General features: G+C 70.5%; 15 protein-coding genes. 9 read left to right on the forward strand and 6 right to left on the reverse strand.

What is annotated here, in order from left to right; all coding sequences use genetic code 11:
- The first annotated feature begins 65 nt into the window (after positions 1 to 65).
- The 4 genes from OOK40_RS12975 (at position 66) to OOK40_RS12990 (ending at position 4954) form a co-directional block, all read left to right on the forward strand.
- Positions 66 to 941: a serine hydrolase gene (locus OOK40_RS12975; protein ID WP_266480139.1), complete on the forward strand. Its 876-nt coding sequence runs from the start codon at positions 66 to 68 to the stop codon at positions 939 to 941.
- 178 nt (positions 942 to 1119) lie between these two features.
- Positions 1120 to 3150, forward strand: a complete 2031-nt coding sequence (locus OOK40_RS12980; RefSeq protein WP_266480141.1) for a PA14 domain-containing protein — start codon at positions 1120 to 1122, stop codon at positions 3148 to 3150.
- 108 nt (positions 3151 to 3258) lie between these two features.
- Positions 3259 to 4092, forward strand: a complete 834-nt coding sequence (locus OOK40_RS12985; RefSeq protein ID WP_266480142.1) for a maleylpyruvate isomerase family mycothiol-dependent enzyme — start codon at positions 3259 to 3261, stop codon at positions 4090 to 4092.
- An 85-nt stretch (positions 4093 to 4177) separates the two neighbouring features.
- Positions 4178 to 4954 (forward strand): DUF72 domain-containing protein, encoded by a 777-nt coding sequence (locus OOK40_RS12990; protein WP_266480144.1) that lies wholly within the window; start codon positions 4178 to 4180, stop codon positions 4952 to 4954.
- A 93-nt stretch (positions 4955 to 5047) separates the two neighbouring features.
- On the opposite strand, the gene OOK40_RS12995 is transcribed toward OOK40_RS12990, so the two are convergent.
- Together OOK40_RS12995 and OOK40_RS13005 are read right to left on the reverse strand one after the other, a co-directional pair.
- The gene (locus tag OOK40_RS12995) at positions 5048 to 5263 is read right to left on the reverse strand and encodes a MarR family transcriptional regulator (RefSeq protein ID WP_266480147.1); all 216 of its coding nucleotides are present in this window, start codon (positions 5261 to 5263) and stop codon (positions 5048 to 5050) included.
- A 403-nt stretch (positions 5264 to 5666) separates the two neighbouring features.
- Positions 5667 to 6074, reverse strand: coding sequence for a RidA family protein (locus OOK40_RS13005; RefSeq protein ID WP_266480149.1), 408 nt, complete (start codon positions 6072 to 6074; stop codon positions 5667 to 5669).
- A 296-nt stretch (positions 6075 to 6370) separates the two neighbouring features.
- On the opposite strand from OOK40_RS13005, the gene OOK40_RS13010 reads away from it, so the two are divergent.
- The 3 genes from OOK40_RS13010 to OOK40_RS13020 all read left to right on the forward strand — a co-directional run bounded on the left by OOK40_RS13010 (position 6371) and on the right by OOK40_RS13020 (position 9383).
- The gene (locus tag OOK40_RS13010; protein WP_266480151.1) at positions 6371 to 7291 is read left to right on the forward strand and encodes a helix-turn-helix transcriptional regulator; all 921 of its coding nucleotides are present in this window, start codon (positions 6371 to 6373) and stop codon (positions 7289 to 7291) included.
- Between the two features lie 333 nt (positions 7292 to 7624).
- Entirely contained in the window at positions 7625 to 8209 is a 585-nt protein-coding gene (locus OOK40_RS13015; protein ID WP_266480153.1) for a TIGR03086 family metal-binding protein, read from the forward strand.
- Between the two features lie 112 nt (positions 8210 to 8321).
- A complete protein-coding gene (locus OOK40_RS13020) occupies positions 8322 to 9383 on the forward strand; it encodes a hypothetical protein (RefSeq protein ID WP_266480156.1) in 1062 nt (353 codons plus the stop codon).
- A gap of 87 nt (positions 9384 to 9470) precedes the next feature.
- Here OOK40_RS13020 and OOK40_RS13025 read toward each other — a convergent pair whose 3' ends face one another.
- Positions 9471 to 10685, reverse strand: coding sequence for a triacylglycerol lipase (locus OOK40_RS13025; RefSeq protein ID WP_266480159.1), 1215 nt, complete (start codon positions 10683 to 10685; stop codon positions 9471 to 9473).
- 172 nt (positions 10686 to 10857) lie between these two features.
- The gene (locus OOK40_RS13030; protein ID WP_266480161.1) at positions 10858 to 12681 is read right to left on the reverse strand and encodes a glycoside hydrolase family 15 protein; all 1824 of its coding nucleotides are present in this window, start codon (positions 12679 to 12681) and stop codon (positions 10858 to 10860) included.
- A gap of 176 nt (positions 12682 to 12857) precedes the next feature.
- Between OOK40_RS13030 and OOK40_RS13035 the strand changes: the two genes are divergently transcribed.
- Both OOK40_RS13035 and OOK40_RS13040 read left to right on the forward strand, forming a co-directional pair.
- Positions 12858 to 13598 (forward strand): PP2C family serine/threonine-protein phosphatase, encoded by a 741-nt coding sequence (locus tag OOK40_RS13035; protein ID WP_266480163.1) that lies wholly within the window; start codon positions 12858 to 12860, stop codon positions 13596 to 13598.
- Positions 13599 to 13995: 397 nt separating this feature from the next.
- Positions 13996 to 15864: a protein-arginine deiminase domain-containing protein gene (locus OOK40_RS13040; RefSeq protein WP_266481633.1), complete on the forward strand. Its 1869-nt coding sequence runs from the start codon at positions 13996 to 13998 to the stop codon at positions 15862 to 15864.
- Between the two features lie 60 nt (positions 15865 to 15924).
- Here OOK40_RS13040 and OOK40_RS13045 read toward each other — a convergent pair whose 3' ends face one another.
- Positions 15925 to 18333 carry a SpoIIE family protein phosphatase gene (locus OOK40_RS13045; protein ID WP_266480166.1) on the reverse strand — a complete coding sequence of 803 codons (2409 nt, stop codon included), beginning with the start codon at positions 18331 to 18333 and terminating at the stop codon, positions 15925 to 15927.
- A gap of 284 nt (positions 18334 to 18617) precedes the next feature.
- A complete protein-coding gene (locus tag OOK40_RS13050) occupies positions 18618 to 19925 on the reverse strand; it encodes a phytase (protein WP_266480169.1) in 1308 nt (435 codons plus the stop codon).
- Positions 19926 to 19944: the final 19 nt, after the last annotated feature.

Raw genomic sequence — 19944 nt, forward strand, 5'->3', positions numbered from 1 at the left:
GCGGCTGATCGTCAGGCGGGTTGCGAACGGTGGAGTCAGTGGTGGAGTCGAACGTGGGGTCAACTGTGGCAAATGTCGGGCTGTTTCATCGGCTGCGCGTTCCGGTCTGCGTACTCAGCAGCTCGGCTCCACCGCTGGCCCGGCACGGGCACGATGCGGCCGCCTTCGTCGAGATCGGATCCCTGACCAAGGTGCTCACCGGCACCGCACTGATACGGATGGCTCGGGCGGGCCTGCTCGGCCTCGACGATCCGGTGGAGCAATGGCTCCCGACAACGCCCGGATCAGGGATCACGCTACGGACGCTGGCGGACCACACCTCGGGCCTGCCGCGTCTCCCGCCGGGCCTGACCGGCAGCGATCCCTACGCGGCCTTCGACGAGGACGCGCTCCGGGCCCTCCTGGGGCGACTGGACGAGATCACCGTGCGGCGACCGGGACAGGAGGAGGAGTACTCCAACCTCGGTTACGCCGTGCTCGGCGCGGCCCTGGTCTCCGCGGCCGGGCAGCCGTACGAGGACTTGGTGCGTGAGCACGTACTCACACCCCTGGGGGTGGACGAGGTCACCGCGCATCCGCCGGCCGACCGGCTGCTGGGCGCGCGGAACCTGCTCGGCCGGGAACGCGCCCGATGGACCATGGACGGGCCGATCCTGCCCGCGGGCGGGCTGTGGGCCACGCCCCGCGCGTTGGCGAGCGTGGTCACCCAGCTGCTGATGGAACGCGCGCTGGGGGAACCCGCGCCTTCCTGGCAGTCGGCCGGGCAGCTGTTGTGGCACAACGGGGCGACCCGCGATGCCTCGGCCTTCGCCGGGGCGCTCCCCCAGACGGGGAACTGGGTGCTCGTCCACCGGCTCGGCGGCTCGCCGGGCCGCACCGACAAGCTGGGAATCGACCTGCTCGCCGCCGCCAAGAACGCGGCGGACCGGTCGGGGCAGTAGTCCGCCGGACCGCCTGCCCGGGGGGTGCAGGGCACGCGGTCACACCGCCCTGTACGGGCAAGATCGCGCCACGTAGTATCCGGGCTCGGCGGAAGATCAGCCCCACCTGAACTGCCCGTTCGCTTCCATCCCACCGCGACATCTTCGTCTTTCGGGCTTGAAAGGGCTGTTCTCACCCGTGACCCCCAATCCCCGTCGGCGGCTTCGTGCCGCCGCCGCGCTGTCCGTCGTCTCCATGACGGCCTGCGGTCTGCTCACCGCCGTTGCGGCCACGCCCGCGTCGGCTGCCGTCAGCTGCCCGTCCTCTTCCTTCACACGGCAGCTCTTCGCGAACACGACCTTCTCCGGTACACCGAAGAAGACCGACTGCGATTCCGTGATCGCCGAGAACTGGGGCACCGGAGCCACCGCTGTCGGTCTCCCGAGGGACAATTTCGGCGTCCGCTGGTCGATGACCAGGGACTTCGGCTCGGGCGGCCCCTTCGCCCTCACGGCCTCGGCCCTTGACGGCATACGGGTCTACGTCGACGGCGTACGCAAGGTCGACGTCTGGAAGAACGTCTCCACGACGCAGACCCGGACGCTCAACCTCACCATTCCGTCCGGCAGGCACACGCTGCGCGTCGACTACGTCAACTGGACGGGCTCGGCGTACGTCAAGTTCGTCTACGCGCCGAGGACTTCGGCCACCGTCGACAAGGTCAAGCCGCTCGCGCCGATCGGGGTGAAGGCGTCCCTCGACAACGCAACCGCCGAGGCCAATGTGTCGTGGTCCGCGAACAAGGAAATGGATCTCGCCGGTTACCGCGTCTACCGGCGGCTCGACGGCACCAGCACCTTCACCCTCGTCGCGACGACCACCGCGACCGCGTACGCGGGCATCACGCCCGAGGCGGGCCGCACCTACTACTACGAGGTCCGGGCCTACGACAAGGCCGGCAACGCCTCCCTCGGCAGCATCGATCAGCCGGTGACCACCATCGCCGTCACCACCCCGACCGGGCTGACCGCACGCGGTGAGGACGCCGGCATCCGGCTCAGCTGGAAGCCGGTCCCGGGGGCGGTCCGCTACTACGTGCTGCGCGACAACCTCAGCGGGGACGACCTGATCCGCACCACCACGGCTGCGAGCTTCACCGACACCACGGTCGCGCGGTCCGACACATGGATGTACCGAGTGGCGGCGGTGGACGGGGCCGGCCGCGCCTCCGCGTACACCGCGGAGTACAACCCCGCCGCCGAAGCCCGCCGCCCCGTCGCGGCGCCGCACGACGTCACCGCGGCACCGGGGCCCGGCGAGGCCGTGCTGACGTGGAAGATCAACCCCGCCACGGACGGCGACCACTACGGCTTCCATGTCTACCGTTCCACGACGCTCCCCGTGGACACCTCGACCGAGCCGGTGAGGTGCAGCACCACCTCGACAGCGCTCGCCGACGGCCGGTGGCAGTACACCTGCACCGACTCCTCGGCGGGCAACAGCACCACGAACCACTATGTGATCAAGGGGTACGACAACCGCTCCGTCGAGTCGGTGCCCTCCGCAACGGTGACCGTCACCACGCTCGACAGGGACCTGACGCCGCCCGCGGCGGTCGCCGGGCTCACCGCCGAGGCAACCGCGTACGGCATCGTCCTGAACTGGGCCGCCAACACCGAGCCCGACCTCAAGCGGTACGTGGTCTACAGCGGCGAGCTGATCGGTGACGACGACGAGCGCGTCTGCTACGGCTCGGCGTACGCGTACCTCGCTCCGGGCGACACGTCCTACACCCACGAGCGGCTGCCCGACGGGGAGGAAAGGTGCTACTTCGTCGACGCCGTGGACACCGTGGGCAACTCCAGCTTCGAATGGACCGGCACCGCCCATGCCGTGGTCGTCACCGAACTGGATCTGACGCCGTCCGTCGCGACGCCCGACGGCTCCCCGCTCACGCTCAGCGCGACGAGGAACGACACCGAAGCCGGTACCGCGGCAGAGCTCTCCTGGAACTCGGTCGCCGACGCGTCGGGCTATCTGGTCCACCGCTGGAACCCCGCCACGGGCACGTACGAGAAGCTGACCGCCGAGCCGGTCACCGAGCTTTCGTACACGGACTCCAGCGCGGCGCCCGGCACCACGCACTTCTACCGGGTGACCGCGGTCTACTCCGACGGTACGGAGTCGGCCCCCGACGCGGACTGGGTGATTCTGCCGCCTTCGAAGTGAAGCCAGGTGCACGTGGCATCAGTGGTGCGCTAGGTCTTGTCGCAGCTCTCCCTGCCTGGTTGTGTACCGCGGGCGATCCCGTACGGAATCGGTGACGAGGGGAGAGGCGTGGCACCAGTGGCTGGGCAGGACCTGCGAGGCACTCTGCCCGAGGGGCTCGGTGACGCCATACGCGGCACCGCCGAGGAGATCGCCGCGCTGCTGCGCGGGGTTGCCGACACGGGTGTTCCGGTGCCCGGGTCGGAGTGGAGCCTCGGGGCGGCGGCAGCTCATCTGGCGCAGGCCAATGGGCTGATGGCCGACATCGTGGCAGGGCAGGAGCGCAGCCACGGGGACGGCACCCCGCAGAGCCTGGCCGCGGCCAATGAGCGCGCGCTCGCCGAGTTCGGCGAGCGCGGGGCCGATCCGCTGGCCGGGATGATCGTGGAGCAGGCCGCCGCATTCCTCAAGGCGGTCGACGAGCGGGCGGGCGAGGGGGCCGGGGAGGGGGCGTTGTTCACTCCGCTGGGCCCGATGAGCCCGGCCGAGCTGGGTTCGTACCTGCTGACGCACATGCTCGGCCACGGCTACGACCTCGCCCGCGCGCTGGGCCGCCCGCACATGATCGACCGCGTCCGGGTCGAGCTGGCCCTGCCCTTCCTGATCAGGGCCATGCCCCGGGTGGTCGACGCCGCCAACAGCGCGGGGCTGAACGCCCGCTACACGATCCGCCTGTGGGGCGGCGCCCGCTTCGGCGTGACGTTCACTGACGGCGATGTGGCCGTTAGCCCGCAGCCGCCTGACCGCCCGGACTGCACGATCCTCACGGAACCGGTCACCTTCCTGCTGATGGCGCTCGGCCGCTGCGAGCCGTGGGGCGCCATCGCCCGGGGCCGCGTCGTCGCCTGGGGCCGCAAGCCCTGGCTCGCTCCCCGCTTCCCGACCCTCTTCACGGCGCCCTGAACTCACGGGTGCCGCGGGCTTCGCGAAGGTCCGGCCGGACGAATGGGGCGATATGCCCCTGCCTCTCGCGGGCAGGGATCGAAGCATGCCCATGCTCGTCGGAACCTCGGGGTGGCAGTACAAGGACTGGCGCGGTGTTCTCTATCCGCCCAAGCAACCGCAGCGGCTGTGGCTGGAGGAGTACGCCCGGCAGTTCGCCACCGTGGAGAACAACAACGCCTTCTACCGGCTCCCGACCAAGGAGATCTTCGCCTCCTGGCGGGAGCGGACGCCGGAGGGATTCGTCATGGCGGTCAAAGCCAGCCGCTATCTGACCCATCTGAAGCGGCTGCACGACCCCCAGGAGCCGGTGCGCCGGCTGATGGACCACGCCGAGGGCCTCGGCGACCGGCTCGGACCCGTCCTCCTGCAACTGCCACCCAACTTCCGGAAAGACATCGCGGCTCTGGACGCCTGCCTCAGCTGCTTTCCCCGCACGGTCCGGGTGGCCGTCGAATTCCGCCACACCTCGTGGTGGGAGGCGGAGCGTGAGCTCCGGGCGGTACTGGAAGGGCACGGCAGCGCCCTGTGCTGGGCGGACCGTGCGTCCCGTCCGGTGACGCCCCTGTGGCGCACGGCGTCATGGGGGTACGTGCGATTCCATGGCGGCATCGCCGAGCCGCCGCCGCGCTACGGCCGCCAGGCCCTGACGTCCTGGGCCGGGCGGATCGCCGACGCCTGGCCGGACGAGGACGACGTGTACGTGTACTTCAACAACGACGTCGGCGGCGCGGCCGTGGTGGACGCGGCGAAGTTCGCACGGGCCGCGGCGGCGCTGGGCCGGACGGTGAGCCGTACGCCTCCGGCCCCGCCCGGGCCATGACCGGCTCCGGCTGCGGGCCAATCCGCCAGCCGGCGCTGCGGTGTTCAGGCTCCGCGATGCATGAGCTCCAGCCCAACGGGCCGGGCCCACAGGTCAGTTGCCGATGCGGCAGGAGCGCCAGCTCCGGCGGCTGCGGCTGATCAGCCCGGCCTGTTCCAACCGGCGGAGCTGGTAGGCCACCGACGACGTGCTCGACAGACCGACACTCTCACCGATCTCCCGGATCGTCGGGGCCTCGCCGTGTTCAGCTATCCACTCCGTGATGCACCGCAGAATGCTCTCCTGCCGCCCGCTCAGGCGATCGACCACAGGTCTCCCCTTCCTCCTCCTGAGCGCGCGCCTGGCGGCGCAGCTCCACCCGGGCCGCCGGCGACCGGCCCTGCTCGGTGGCCCAGAACGGATGCCGGACAAGCCGGAGGGACAGGTCCAGCAGGCGGCGGCGCAGCACCGTGGTGTGGAGCTGATGCTCGGCGAGCAGGGCGTATGTCCGGTTCTAGTCGCGCTGGGCCTGCACGAGGTCGGGCGGGAAAGCAGCGTGGGGCATGGCCGGAATTCAATCATGTGTTCGATTTCTTGCGCACGTCCTACACGCCGAGTGCACGCCTTCGTGTGACTGAGCTCTCTGTATGGCCCGAGAGCGTTCTGGTTGGCTCGCTCCGGTATCCGGCACGGCGGATCGAGCGGCACGCACCTCCGGGCGAAGAGCCCCTGTTCAGTCGAGGACCGCGGTGGCTTCGACCTCCACCAGGAGGTCGGGCTCGGCCAGTGCGGCGACGCCCACCCCGGTGAGCGGCGGTACCGGGGTGACCCCCAGTTTCGCGGCCACCCGGGCGACCCCCTCCAGGAACGGGGGCATCTTGTCGGGGGTCAGGTCGACCACGTAGACGGTCAGCTTCACCACGTCGGCGAAGGAGCCGCCGACCTCGGCCAGGGCGGTGGCGATGTTGAGGTAGCACTGCTCGACCTGGGCGGCGAGGTCACCTTCGCCGACTCGGCCCCCGTCGGCATCGCGGGCGACCTGGCCGGCGATGTGGACCAGCCTCGACCCGGTCGCGATCGATACCTGCCGATAGATGTCGACCTTCGGGAGTCCTTCGGGGTTAACCAGGGTGATGGGCATGCCGCCTGCTTTCTTGCCTGCGAGCCCGCGGGCTCGCTCCCACAGAACCCGAGGCACAAACGCTCTCCGGTGGTTACTCGGAAACCGTAGGAGAGTGTGTGCCCGGCAGGGAAGAACGCACTTTTCGGTGACTGGGGAACCTGACGGTGACCGACTGGCTCACGGGTGTGTGCTGAGCGCCGAGCCGTCGGGCGTCGTGTCCCCTTCCCGGGACGAACAGCCTGGTCTCCGCGGTCTCCGAGCCTGTTACTCGCAGTGGCAGGCTAGAAAATGCGAGCCGGACCATACTCGACCGCATGAACGACAAACGGCACGGCAAATCCCTCCTCGGGGAGTTCCTGTCAACGCGCCGGGCCCAGCTGAAGCCGGCGGACGTGGGGCTCCCGGAATACGGCGAGCGGCGGCGGGTCCCGGGTCTGCGGCGCGAGGAGCTGGCACAGCTGGCGGGCGTCAGCGTGGCCTACTACACGCGGCTGGAACAGGGGTTGTCGCTCAACGCTTCGCCGCAGGTCCTCGATGCGCTCGCCACGGCGCTGGGGCTGGACGACGCGGAGCGGCGCCACCTGCACGACCTGGCGGGTGACGGGCGGCAGCAGACGCGCCGGCGCCGGCTGCCGGCCGAGCGGGTCACCCCGGCCGTACGGCAGTTGATGGACACCTTCGGTGATGCACCGGTGGTCGCCCTCGGCAGGCGTTCGGACGTGCTGGCCTGGAACCGCGCCGGACACGCCCTGTTCGCAGGGCACCTGGACGCGGACAGCCCGGATCGGGTGGCCGAGCGGCCCAACACGGCCCGGCTGGTGTTCCTGGACGCCCACACGCGGGACCTGTACGTCGACTGGCCGAGGAAGGCCAGGGACGTGGTGGGCAAGCTGCGGCAGGCGGTCGGCGAATACCCGGACGACCCACGCCTGGCATCCCTGATCGGTGAACTGACCATGCAGAGCCCGCAGTTCGCCACCCTGTGGGCCGAGCACCGGGTACGGGCCTGGGATCTTGCCGAGTACCGGATGCGCCATCCGCTGGTCGGGGAGATGGACGTTCTGCAGCACTCGCTGCCCGTGCCGCGGGGACAGGGGGTCCGGTTGGTCGTGACGACGGCCGAGCCCGGATCGGCTTCCGAAGCGGCGCTGCGATTGCTCAACCAGACCCTCCACCCCGCCGGGGAGGTGGCGACGGCCGACAGCCCCAACACCCGTACGTCCTCGCACGCCTGATCCGATCGCCTGCCTGATCCAACCGCCCGGCTGACGAACCGAAACCGAACCGCAGCCGGCCGGACGATGCGTCACACCCGGACGAGCGCCCCGGCGGTTGCCCACTGCCGATAACCGGGCCTCGAGTGACCTGAGCGGCGCGTGTCATGGCCACCTCGCCGTCGCCGTCGCCGACGCCATCGCCGATGACGCTGCCGCTCCCGCTCGTCCCACCTCCGCAACCAGGGCACGACGTGCCCTTCGACAGACATGTCCACCGGGGCGGTGCCCGCAAGCGGCGAGCCACCGGAACACCCCGCCCTGCCCCCTTTTGACCATGAATGGAGATCTCCCATGTCCAAAACCCCCGTGACGGCTTTCGCCGGCATCGTCGACACCGTTGCCCAGCTGGTCGAGGCCGTCGCCGAAGACCAGTGGACCGCGCCCACGCCCTGCTCCGACTGGAACGTGTCGCAGCTGGTCGACCACCTGGTGACGGGACAGCGGGTGTTCACCGACGTGATGGCCGAGCAGCCCACCTCGCAGGGCCCCGAGCAGTCGGCCGGCACCGAGTCCACGCCGGCCTCGCTGAAGGCGGCCGTCCGCGAGTCGGCCGGCGCTCTGGCGGCCGCCTTCGCTCGACCCGGAGCGCTGGAGCGCACCGTGCGGGCCCCGATCGGGGAGGTGCCCGGCGCCGTGGCACTGCACCTGCAGACCATCGAGCACCTGGTCCACGGCTGGGACCTGGCCCAGGCCACCGGCCAGAAGGCGCTGTTCGACGACACCGCGGTCGAGCGGGAGATCGAGTTCGCCCGCGGTCTGGTGGCGCAGCTGCCGCCCGCCCCCGACGGCCCGTTCGCCATGTCCCGTACCGCCCCGACGGATGCCCCCGCGATCGACCACCTGGCCGCCCTGCTCGGGCGTCAGATCACCAACTGATCTCCCAGTCGGTCCGCCCGGACTCCAACGCCGTCCGCGGCAGCGTCGACGCCGCGCTCCCTCACTCACAGCCTTTCGCGAAGAACACCTCAACAGACGGAGGAAGATTTCCATGAAGCTCAAGCTCGCGCTCGCTGCCGCCGCCTTCACGGCAGTGCTGACCACCGGTACGGCCGTCATGACGGCCTCCGCCTCCACGGCTCCCGGCCACGACGGACACCGGATCGAGCAGACCGACAACGCCGCGCACAGCGTCATCAAGGCCAACGGCCCGGGTGTGTTCCCCCACTCGGCCGACTACAACCGCCAGTCGAAGAACTTCGTCGTCGGCTCGCTGAAGCACAGCACGATCTCCACCGTCGGCCTCGACGGAACGGTGCGCACCCTCGTCGACGACCCGAGCCTGGTGTCCGTCCAGGCCGTCCGCGTCGACCGCGACAGGCACCGCGTGCTGGCCAGCAACGTGGACTACGGCCTCGCCGACCGCTCCTCCAAGGAGACCACCTTCCGCGTCGCCGGAGTGGGCAGTTACGACCTGGCCGGCGGACGGAAGCATTGGTACGCCGATCTGGCCAAGGTCGCCGCCGACGGCAAGCAGCACCTGATCGCCGACGTGACGGTGGCCCCCGACGGCACCGCGTACGCCGTCGACCAGCTCACCCCCACGGTGTTCCGCATCGACCGCAACGGCCGCGCCTCGGTCCTCCTGCGCAGCGATCTCCTGAAGGGAACCGTCGACGTTCCCAACTTCCTGTCCGGCATCGGGATGACCGCGGTGGCCTGGACGCCCGACAACCGCCTCATCATCGCCAAGGCCGACGGCTCTCTGGTCCGGGTACCGCTCAACCACCCCGAGCGGGCACGGAAGGTCGAGCTCTCCAAGCCGCTGGCCGCCCTCACCGCCGGCATCCGGGTGCTGCCCGACGGCTCCATCGCAGCGGTCAGCAGCGGCCTCCTGACCGGCAAGCCCGCCCAGATCCAGCGGGTGCGCCCCTGCGGCGACTGGAAGTACGCCACGGTGAATGTCACCGACACCGTGACCGCCCCCGTCACCAGCGGCATCGCCGCGGGTCCCCACGGGTCGACGTTCGCCCTCAGCGGTGGGCTGCCCGACCTGCTCATGGGCAAGCCCAACAACGGATTCACCCTGACCCCCGTCAAGGTCAGGAACTGATCAGCGGGTCGTAGCACAGGATGTGACTGAGCGCTTCGGTTGGCGGTTCGCCAACCGAAGCGCTCAGTGTGTGCGGGGAGCAGTCCTTTACGGAAGCCGCGCCAGGAGCCACTCGCACAGTTCGGCGGTGACCTGTGTGTGGGCAGTGGTGGTGGAGGAGCACAGGAACTCGTCCAGCTCGCTCTCCTCCGGGTCGAGACCGTCGATCTTGACGTAGAGGTCGTCCTGGTTGCCGATGTCCCGGATGGCGACGGCGCTGACCGAAGGGACGAAGCAGACCGTCGGGTGCCGCAGATCGGTCCTGCCTCCCTTCTCCTCCAGAGCCTTGGCGATGATCTGGTAGGAGTCGAGGGTGCCGCCGGGGGCGCCGTCGAGTTCCGGGAGCCCGTCGGTCTTGACGGTCTTCGAGGCAGGCGGCAGCAGTCGCCTGAGTTCAGCGACCGTGACACCGTCGCCGGCGGCCTGGGTGTAGAAGGTGGAGCCGGGGAAGGCGATGAGGCCGGTGCTCTTCAGGGCCATCTCGCCGGGTGGGACGTCGATTCCGTTGCCGTTGCCGGTGCCGTTGGCGACGGCGATCTTTCGTGGAATCCGAGGCCAGTCGCCGACTGCGCTCAACGCTTCGAGGAACTTGTCGCGCATCGGGTCCCGCCGGACCGAGCCGTCCGCGCTGTTGTAGTGCCGCCACAGCATCTGCCGGGAGGCCGGGCTGTTCATCTGCTTGGCGAAGGGATTCTCCTGGCCCGGGATGAAGTGGGCGAACGCCTGGATCGCGATGGGGATCACGCCGCCGCGGTGGGGGGTGTCGTAGGAGAAGTACAGACCGGTGCGGTGGTCCATACGCTGCGTCTCGAGTCGGGCCAGGGCATAACGCGTAATCAGACCGCCCATGCTGAACCCGCCGACGGCCAGCGGGGTGTTGTCCCGCTGCTCGGCGACGGTGCGCAGGATGGCTTCTTGCGCGGCTTCGGCGTTGTCGAGGATGGACGCGGTGCGCTCGTCGAAGCCGAGCAGGATCACGGTCCTGCCCTGCTGCCGCAGCTTGGTGATCAGCGGGTAGTCCCGGTCGAGTCCCGCGTAGAGCCAGTCCAGGTTGCTCCTGCCCAGATTGAACCCGTCGGCCATGATGACCGGCCGTTCGACACCATCTGAGCCCTCGCCGTAGTAGACCCGCGCGAAACCGTTCGGCAGATCCCACTTCTGGTCCGGGTCCGGTACGGGATACGGCATCGGCGGTACGGACGCGATCCGCCCCCCGAGCGTCAGGTTGCCGATCTCCTGCTCGTTGCCCTGTTCAGCGGCCAATGCCACTCCTCATGTTCGCGCGTGCGTGTGGCGCCCCCGGCGGACCGGGAGCGCCACAGACAGGCGGGTGGGAAACGTGATGTCGGGAACATCATCACCACCCCGGCTCGGGGCGCCCCGGTGACTCACTGCAACCGTCACCCAGACGGCTGAGCTGAATTTCAGGGGTGCGTCATGCCTCCGCCCGGTCGAGCTCCTCGTCCAGCGACATGGCCGCTGTGATCAGTGCCAGATGCGTGAACGCCTGGGGGAAATTGCCCAGTTGCTCGCCCGTGGGACCGATCTCCTCGGCGAACAGGCCGACATGGTTGGCGTAGGTGAGCATCTTGTCGAAGGCGTACCGGGCCGGGGCGAGCCTGCCCGCGCGGGCAAGTGCGTCCACGTACAGGAAGCTGCACAGCGAGAAGGTGCCCTCGCTGCCGCGCAGTCCGTCCGGGGAGGCGGCCGGGTCGTAGCGGTAGACGAGGCTGTCGGAGACCAGTTCTGCGTCCATCGCGTCCAGCGTCGACAGCCAGCGGGGGTCCTTGGGCGACACGAATCCCACGGTGGGCATCAACAGCAGGGACGCGTCCAGGACTTCGTCCCCGTAGTGCTGGACGAACGCCCGGCGGTCACGGCTCCAGCCGCGGTCCATCACCTGCTTGAGCACGGCATCACGGGCGGCGGTCCAGCCGGGCACGTCGGCCGGGCGGGCGAGTTCCGTGGCCAGCCGGATACCGCGGTCGAAGGCCGTCCAGCACATCAGACGGCTGTACGTGAAGTCCTTCTGGCCGCCGCGGGTCTCCCAGATGCCCTCGTCGGGCCGGTCCCATGTCCCGGCCAGCCAGTCGAGCAGTCCGGCAACGACCTGCCAGCCGTCATAGCCGGCGAGGAGGACGACGTTCCTGGTCTCCGCGAGCGCGTAGACGGCCTCGCCGTAGATGTCGAGCTGGAGCTGGTCGGCGGCCCCGTTGCCGACCCGTACCGGAGCCGAGCCGCGATAGCCCTCCAGGTGGCCGAGCACCTCCTCCGCGAGGTGAGGGTCGCCGTCCACCCGGTACATGATCTGCAGCGGCTCACCGGTGACGGTCTTGCCCGCCTTCAGACGCGCACCGAGCCAGAGGCGGAAGGCGTGGGCCTCCTCTTCGAATCCGAGGTCGACCAGAGCCTTCACGGACAGGGAGCCGTCGCGCACCCAGGTGTAGCGGTAGTCCCAGTTCCGTTCGCCGCCGACCTGCTCCGGCAGCCCCATCGTGACCGCCGCCACGGGTGCGCCGGTCGGCGCGTACGTCAGGAGCTTGAGCGTGATCGCGGAGCGGTGAACCATCTGCTGCCAGCGGCCCCGGTAGCGGCTGCGGCGGATCCACCCGTGCCAGAAGTCCCGGGTGTCGTCGAACGCCTGCCGTCCGTCGTGCTCGGTCATCGGTGGCGGCTGCTCGCCACCGGGTTCGCACACGGTCAGCATCGCGGCGGCCCGCTCCCCCTGCCGCAGCACCACCGTCGACACTGCGTCCTCCCCGTCGCGCTCCAGCGTCACCCCTCCTATGGTCTGCAAAAAGGCCTCGGCGCCCGGCCCGCTGAAGTGAGCGACTCCGGACTCCAGGGTCAGCCGGTGCTCGGCACGGCCGTAGTCGAACCGCGGTCTGCACTCCAGGGCGAAACGGACGGTGCCGCGCGTCACCCGCATCACGCGCACCATGCGGTGCCGGGCCGTGGGCAGTTCGGGGAGGTCCAGGGGCATGAAGTCGAGGACCTCGCCCACCCCGTCGGCCGTGAGGAATCGGGTGACCAGGATGGCCGTGTCCGGCAGATAGAGCTGCCGGACGGTGGCGTCGGGCGCATCGGCGGTGATCGCGAAATGCCCGCCGCGTTCAAGGTCGAGCAGCGCCGCGAACAGGCTCGGCGAGTCGAAGCGCGGCGTACAGAACCAGTCGACGACGCCCTCGGAGGAGACGAGGGCCGCGGTCTGCAGATCCCCGATGAGCCCGTGGTCCGCGATGGGCGGATAGCTGCGCATGGTGATCCTTCCGCAAGGCCCCCACGACTTCAACCAACGCTATGGCACCCCTGCCGCAGGGGCACTCCGGAGCCTTGCGGCACGGAACAGGGTCCGGCCCGCTGCCCCGGCGCGCCCCCCGCGTCACAATGGTGGTGAGGAGCACGCGCCTGCCCAGCTGAGAGGCGGGACCTTCAGTGCCGTACATAGCCGTGACCGCCCTGAGCCACGTGGGGCTGATCCGCGAGCACAACGAGGACAGCCTGGTCGTCGGGCCGTGGACGCTGTGCGGCACCGTGACCGAGAACCCTCAGACCCTGGTGTTCCCGCTCGGCACGCCGCTCGTCGTCGCGGTGGCCGACGGGCTCGGCGGGCAGCCCGCCGGTGAGGTGGCCAGTGCGCTGGTCGCCCGCCAACTCGCCTCGTTCGGGCCTTCCTTGGACGGTGAGGCGACCCTCCGTGACGCGCTGGACGTGTGCAACGAGTCGGTGTACGCGGCTGCCGACGGCCGACCCGAACTGGCCACGATGGGGACGACGGTGGCGGGTGCCGTCGTGCTCGCGGAGTCACTGCTGACGTTCAACGTCGGGGACAGCAAAGTGTACGAGGCTGCCGGGGACGGGCTTCGCCAGGTGAGCGTGGACGACAGCCCGCCGCCGGAGCCGGGGCGGCGCACGACGTCGGCCGTCACACAGACGCTCGGCGGGCGCCTCGAATTCGAGGCCGTCACGGCCCATGTGAGGGCCTCGACGCTGTCGACGGGCGATCGCTACCTGATCTGCACCGACGGGCTGACCGATCCGTTGCCGGACGACGTGATCGACGAGCTGCTGCGGGTGCATGACGACGGGAGGGCGGCGTTCGAGCTGTGGAAGGCGGCGATCGAGGCGGGGGGTCCGGACAACATCACGCTGGCGCTGGTGCGGCTGAGCGAGTAGAGCGCGCGCCTGCGGCGGGCTCCACGCGGCGGAGCCGCACATCGATACAGCCCCGACCCGCCCTCCCCCAGACTCCGTCCGGGGGACCCCCAAGCTCCCCGAATGCGACCTTCGGCCGCATGTCCTCAAACGCCGGACGGGCTGAAATTCAGCCCCTCCGGCGTTTGAGGAGGTCCAACCCGCCCTTATCCCAGCGCGCCTGATTCTTCGTCATGCCCCGGGCTGACACGGCCTCCTCCACCGGTCTCCCCTCACCACGTCCCCAGGATGATCCCTCGCGCCCACAGGCAACTCACCGCCCTCTCATGCCCTCTTCCGGCTCGGAATCCCGAACCTCAGGAAGGGACGCAGCGTGAGTACGAGCCATGCGAGACACGCGGCACTGGCCATAACGGTGATCGGGGCCGTACTGGCGCCCGTGTCACCGGTGTTCGCCGTCGAGCCGCCGCCATTGGTGGACCTCCGGGCAGATGTGAACCGGGACGGACGGGTGGATGTCAGCGGCGCCACCGACACGGACGGTGAGGACAGTTGGGCCCCCGGGAGGGGCGCGGTCTTCCTGCCCAATATCGACGACGACAGCAAGCGGTGCGCCGTGAAGGGCCCCGGCGGCAAGCCGCTGCCGGACGCCAAACTCGCCGCCTGCAACGACGCTTCCGACGCCAAGGTGAACGGCGCCGACGACCTGGCCGACCTGGCGCGGGTGCGTTCCGTGCCGATGACGAAGCTGCCCGCCACCGCGACAGGCGCGCTGCGGGTCGTCAACGGCGGCAAGAACACCCGCGTCTTCCTCAAGCGCACCACCGGCTGGGCCCTGGTCACCGCGAAGACCCGGCTGTCCGCCGCCGAGCTGCGCTCCGGTGCGGAGCTCGGGGTCGAGAGCACCGACGTCATACGGGACAGCAAGGTCTGGGACGGCCGGGCCGTGATCCGGCTGACCGTGACCTCCGGCGGGAAGAGCACGTCGGACGATGTCACCCTGCGCGTCGCCCCGCTGCTCACCCACCATCACCTGCAGAACGCCCAGCAGTTGATGGTCACCAAGGTGCCGGGGAAGGACTATTACGCGCGCAGGCAGCAGGCCTTCGTCAAGGGCCTTGCCGCGCAGGCCAAGACGGCGGGGCTGTCCAAGCCGCTGGTGACCTTCGAGAAGTACGGGGACATCTGGGCGCAGGACTTCGTCGAGCCCGGCTATGTGAGCATGGCCGGTCCCGGCGGGCGGCAGCAGGTCATGCGCGTGATGCTGCGCTCCGCGCAGGCGGACCGCACGGCGGGCCGGGAGCTGTTCGAGAAGCTGCGTGGCAACGGCGTCGGTGTGGTGCAGGTGTCCGGGGTCCGTGACTCGGAGGAGTGGACCCTCAACTCGATGGGGAATCTGGAGACCATCCCTCCGTACAGCCAGGGCGGCCGGTCCTTCCCCGCCGGGCGCATCATCATGGGCGAGCGCAAGGACAACGGCTCCAAGCCCGCACAGGCCATGCGTACGCTGCTGAAGTCCCAGGGCTTCCAGGACCCGCTGCTCCTGGACACCTCGTGGCTGCACGTGGGCCACGTGGACGAGTTCGTCCAGTTCCTCCCGGCCGACACCCCGCGTGGCTGGAAGATCGCGATCGCCGACCCGGATGCCGGGCTGCGGCTGCTGCGCGAGGCGAAGGCGGCAGGTCACGGCAGGACGCGGATGTTCTCGGTGCCGGGCAGCAAGGACCTGCCCGCCCCCAAGGAGACCATCGACCAGGCACTCGCCTCGAAGTGGCTGGTGGCCGACAACACCATGGCCGCGAAGCGGATCACGGCGAATCTGGCGGTGCTCATGCGCGAGACGGGCGCGACCGAAGCCGAGGTCGTGCGGGTGCCCGCCCTGTACACGCGGGGTACGGGCGAGGAGAGCGGTGACAGCATGCCGCGGCTGACGCGGATGGGCGCCGGCCAGGCACCGGACGCGGTCCGCGAGTACGGCCAGCAGAAGGAACTCTCTCGGCACCGCGCGGGCGGCGCCGCCGCGGAAACCGTCATGACCAGCGCCTACGTTCCCGGGGCGGTCAACGGGATCGTGCTCGGCAGGAACCGCTATCTGGCTCCGCGGCAGTGGGGACCGGTCGTCGGCGGCAAGGACATCTTCACCACCGCCGTGACCGCCGCGTACACGGGCGCGGGCATGAAGGTGTCGTACCTCGACGACTGGCACACGTATCACGTCGGCATGGGCGAGGTGCACTGCGGAACGAACACGCTGCGCGATGCCTCGGCCGCCTGGTGGAAGCCGTAGCCCGTCGGACAGCAGGGGTGCGCACGTCCGTCACCGCGCGCGTGCGCACCACCCCGCCGGTCAGGTCTCGCGCGGCGACAGGGTGACGTCCGCCCACACCTGCTTGCCGCCGCTGAGCGGCACGGAGCCGTACGACGCCGACACCGCCTGGACGAGCAGGATGCCCCGGCCGCCGGTCGCGTCCCAGTTCACGTTCGATGGTTTGACGGGCGCGCGCGGAGAGGCGTCGCTCACCGCCACCCGAAGGCGCGCCCCCGCGAGTGTGAAGTCGAGGCGCACCTGGCCCTGGGTGTGGACGAGGGCATTGGTGACCAGCTCGGAGACGACCAGCAGGATGGTGTCGGCCTCCTCCGTCACCTGCCAGGAGCGCAGGGTGCGGGAGGTGAAGCGGCGCGCGTGGGCGACGGCGTCGGGCAGTCGCCACACGGTCCAGCTCACCCGCAGCGGCCGCACCCCGATCCCGTCGTAGCGCAGGAGCAGCAGGGCCACGTCGTCGTCACGCCGGTTGGAGCCGCCGAGCAGATCGTCGGCCATCCGCCCGGCGTCGGACGGGTCGGCGGCGGACAGTAGGTCGCACACGCGGCGCATGCCGTCGTCCAGGTGCAGGCTCGACGACTCGACCAGGCCGTCCGTCAGCAGGGCGAGTACCGCGCCGGGGGCCAGCGCGACCGCGGTCATCGGGAACTCCGCCTCGGCGAGTACGCCCAGCGGGGGTCCGCCCTCGATGGTCACCTCCCGGGTGTGGCCGTCCGGCGTCCGCAGCAGAGGCGGCAGATGCCCGGCCCGTACGCACCAGGCGTTGCCCTCCTCCATGTCGATGGCGACATAGCAGCAGGTGGCGAACAGGTCGGTCTCCATGCCGACGAGCAGGTGATTGGCGCGGGAGACCACCACGTCGGGCGGGTGGCCCTCCACCGCGTAGGCCCTGATGGCGGTACGCATCTGGCCCATGATCGTCGCGGCGCCCGCGTTGTGTCCCTGGACGTCCCCGACGACCAGCGCCACCTGGTTCTCGGAGAGCGGGATCACGTCGTACCAGTCGCCGCCCACGGCGAGGCCCACCGTCGCGGGCAGATAGCGGGCGACGGCGACGGCTCCGGACAGCCGGGGAAGCTTGCGGGGCAGCAGGCTGCGCTGGAGCATCGTCGCGAGCTCGTGCTCGGCGTCGAGCGCACGGGCGCGCATCAGGGCCTGTCCCACCAGGCCCGCGGTCGCGGTGAGCAGGGACCGCTCCTCGGTACCGAAGGCGTGCGGCTCGTCCCATCCGATCAGGCAGGCGCCGACCACCCGGCCTTCGGCGGGGAGCGGCAGCACGGCGAGGCCGCCGGGTCCGATGCCCGCGAGGTTCGGCTCCAGGCTGGATCCCGCCGTCCACAGGCTCATGCGGCCCTCGCGCAGCGCGGCCTCCAGCGTGGGCAGGGCGCGGGCGGGCGCGTCGGGCCACTCGGAGCGCCATTCCGAACGCCACAGTTCCGGCCAGGCGTCGGGTTCCGGCGGGTCGAGGACCGAGACCACCAGCCGGTCGCCCTCCAGTTCGGCGAGGGCCACCCGGTCGGCTTCCAGCGGGTCGCGCAGGGCGGACACCACCGCCCGGCTGACGTCCCTGACGGTCATCGCACCGGCCAGCGCGACGGACAGCCGCTGCACCTTGGAGACCTCGTCCGCGCTGGGCCGCAGATGCGCGGCGTCGGCGACGACTCCGAGGACCCGCTCGGGCCTGCCGCCGCGCTCCGCGAGCCGCCGGGCGCGCAGGCGCAGCCAGCGCAGCTCACCCGTGGGGCGGCGGATACGGAATTCCAGCTCTCGGCCGGTGGAGGTCATATGGCCCGGCTCGACGATGGACATGAGCGCGGGCAGATCGTCGGGGACGGTGTGTTCGAGCAGCGTCTCGACACGTCCGTCGAAGTCATCCCTGGGGATGTCGACCAGATCGAGCACCCGGTCGTCCGCGTCGATCTGCCCGGTGTTCAGGACCAGGGTGAAGGAGCCGACGGAGAAGCGGTCCAGAGCGGGTCCCAGAACCGCGCGGCGGCCCGTACGGCCGATGGCGTGACTGTTCGGTTCGCCGCCCGCTTCGAGCCATGCGGCGACCTGGTCGGCGTAGAGCTCCAGGAAGTTGCGCCGTTCGGCGTCGAAGCCGTCGGCGACCTCGTCGACGACGACCAGGCAGCCGAGCGGACTGCCGTTCGCTCCGAGCGGCAGCGCGCCCAGCGAGACATGGGCGGGCAGGGTCTCGGGAGGGCTTTCGCCGTACGAGGCGAGTCCCGTTGCGTTGAGCCACAGGGGGCGGCCGGTACGGAAGGCGTCCACGACGGGAGCCCGGCCGGACAGGGAGTAGCTGGGCGACAGCCCGTACAGGGCACCGGAGCCCCCGGCCGATTCGGCCAGCTGGAGGGTGTCGTGCTGTTTGCCCAGCACATAGACAGCGGCCAGCGCCGCCCCGCCGAAAACCTGGATCCGCTGGGTCACAGTCCGCAGCGCCCCCGTGCTCGCGCTCTCGTCGGACGTTTCATCATCCCTCGCCTCCGACCGGGCCCTGTCGGCCGCGCCGCGCTCAGAGGCGGCCCACCCACCTCGTCACGCGTCCTGGACCGGTCGGTTCCAGCCTAGGGAAGGCGCGCGACGTGTGCGGGGTTCCGCGAGTGTTCACCAGTTCCCGGCTTCCCGCCACCCCCTGGGCGCAAGCCGCCCGGCCGGTCCCGCCGGGCCGCTCCTGGCGGGGCGGCGGGACCGGCCGGTACTCGGTCCTTGGCTCAGTCCTTGACGCGGTCCATGACATCGCCCAGATCGACGAACTTGAACCCGGTGGCCTCCCGCTCGCCCTCTGCCGGTGTGTCGTGGCCGTCCTGGACGACGAGCAGGCCGTGCGGGTACTTCCTGCCCAGCGGCGCGTTGAGCACGGCGGCGCCGTCGCACTCCTCGGAGCCGTCGAGGGCTCCCGTGGCCGCGGCGACCCGGAAGCCGCCCTCGTACTCGTTGTCGTCCTCCAGCTCGCGGTCGTACAGCGCGAAGGTGTTGTCGCCCTGGCTGGAGGCCATGAGGTAGCCGTCGCCGTCGCGCTCGGTGAGCAGCGTCAGCCCTTCGACGTCGGCCGCGAGACGCTTGCCGCCGAAGCCGGGGTCGGCTCCCGCGGTGCACTCCTCGGTCTCCTCGTCGTAGACGCCCGGGATGCCGAACTCGCGTACCTTGTCGACGAGTTGGGGCCGACCGGTCAGATCGGCGCGCAAGCGCCAGATGCCGACGTCCTCCTGCCCGGCGTAGAGCATGCCGCTGGCCGGGTCGACGACCATGCCCTCGACCTGGGGCAGCTCACCGGGTTCGGCGCACGGGGTCCAGGAGGAGCCGTCGGGCAGCCGGAAGGCGGACGGCAGGTCGAGGGTGCGCAGCTTGCGGTAGCCGACGGTGCCGCCGGGCCGGGCGGTCAGCTCCAGCAGGGCGACGGCGGTGCGGTTGCGGCGGCTGACCAGGGCGTACGAGCGGCCGCTGGCCCTGTCCGTCCAGGTGGCCAGGCCGTAGGCGGTCTTCTGGTCGTTGATCTCGTCCTGGCCCGTGGAGAACACCGGCGCGGCGGCGGGGTCGGTGACATCGGTGAGCGGTCCGCCGGGACGGTCGCGGTCGATGCGGTAGACGCGCAGCCGGTCGTTGCCGCGGTCGGTGGTCACGGCGATGTCGGCCTTCTGGGAGCTCAGCCGTAGCCCCTGGACCAGGTCGACGTTGTTGAACCTGCCCGGGGCGTCACCGGGCCGCGGCCCGGCGGGCGCCGGGATCGACTGCACCTGGCGGGCGTCGAGGTCGTAGACGCGCAGTCCGCCCTCCTTGGCGGTGGCGATCACCAGACTGCGACCGGGGTCGGCGGCGTTGCGCCAGATCGCGGGGTCGTCGGCGTTGGCATTGCCGCCCGCCTCGTCGTCGTACAGCGTGGGCGTCTCCGCCCGGGGTGTGACGGCGGGCAGTGAACCGGAGGCAGGGGTACGCGCCTCGGCGGGCACGGCCGCGGCGAGCACCGCGAGAGACGTGACCAGTACGAGGGCGGCCGGCCGGACGGAACGGGGCCTGCTCACGAATGTGCTCCTCAGTGTC

It is taken from the genome of Streptomyces sp. NBC_01481 (assembly GCF_026339995.1).
GTDB lineage: Bacteria > Actinomycetota > Actinomycetes > Streptomycetales > Streptomycetaceae > Streptomyces.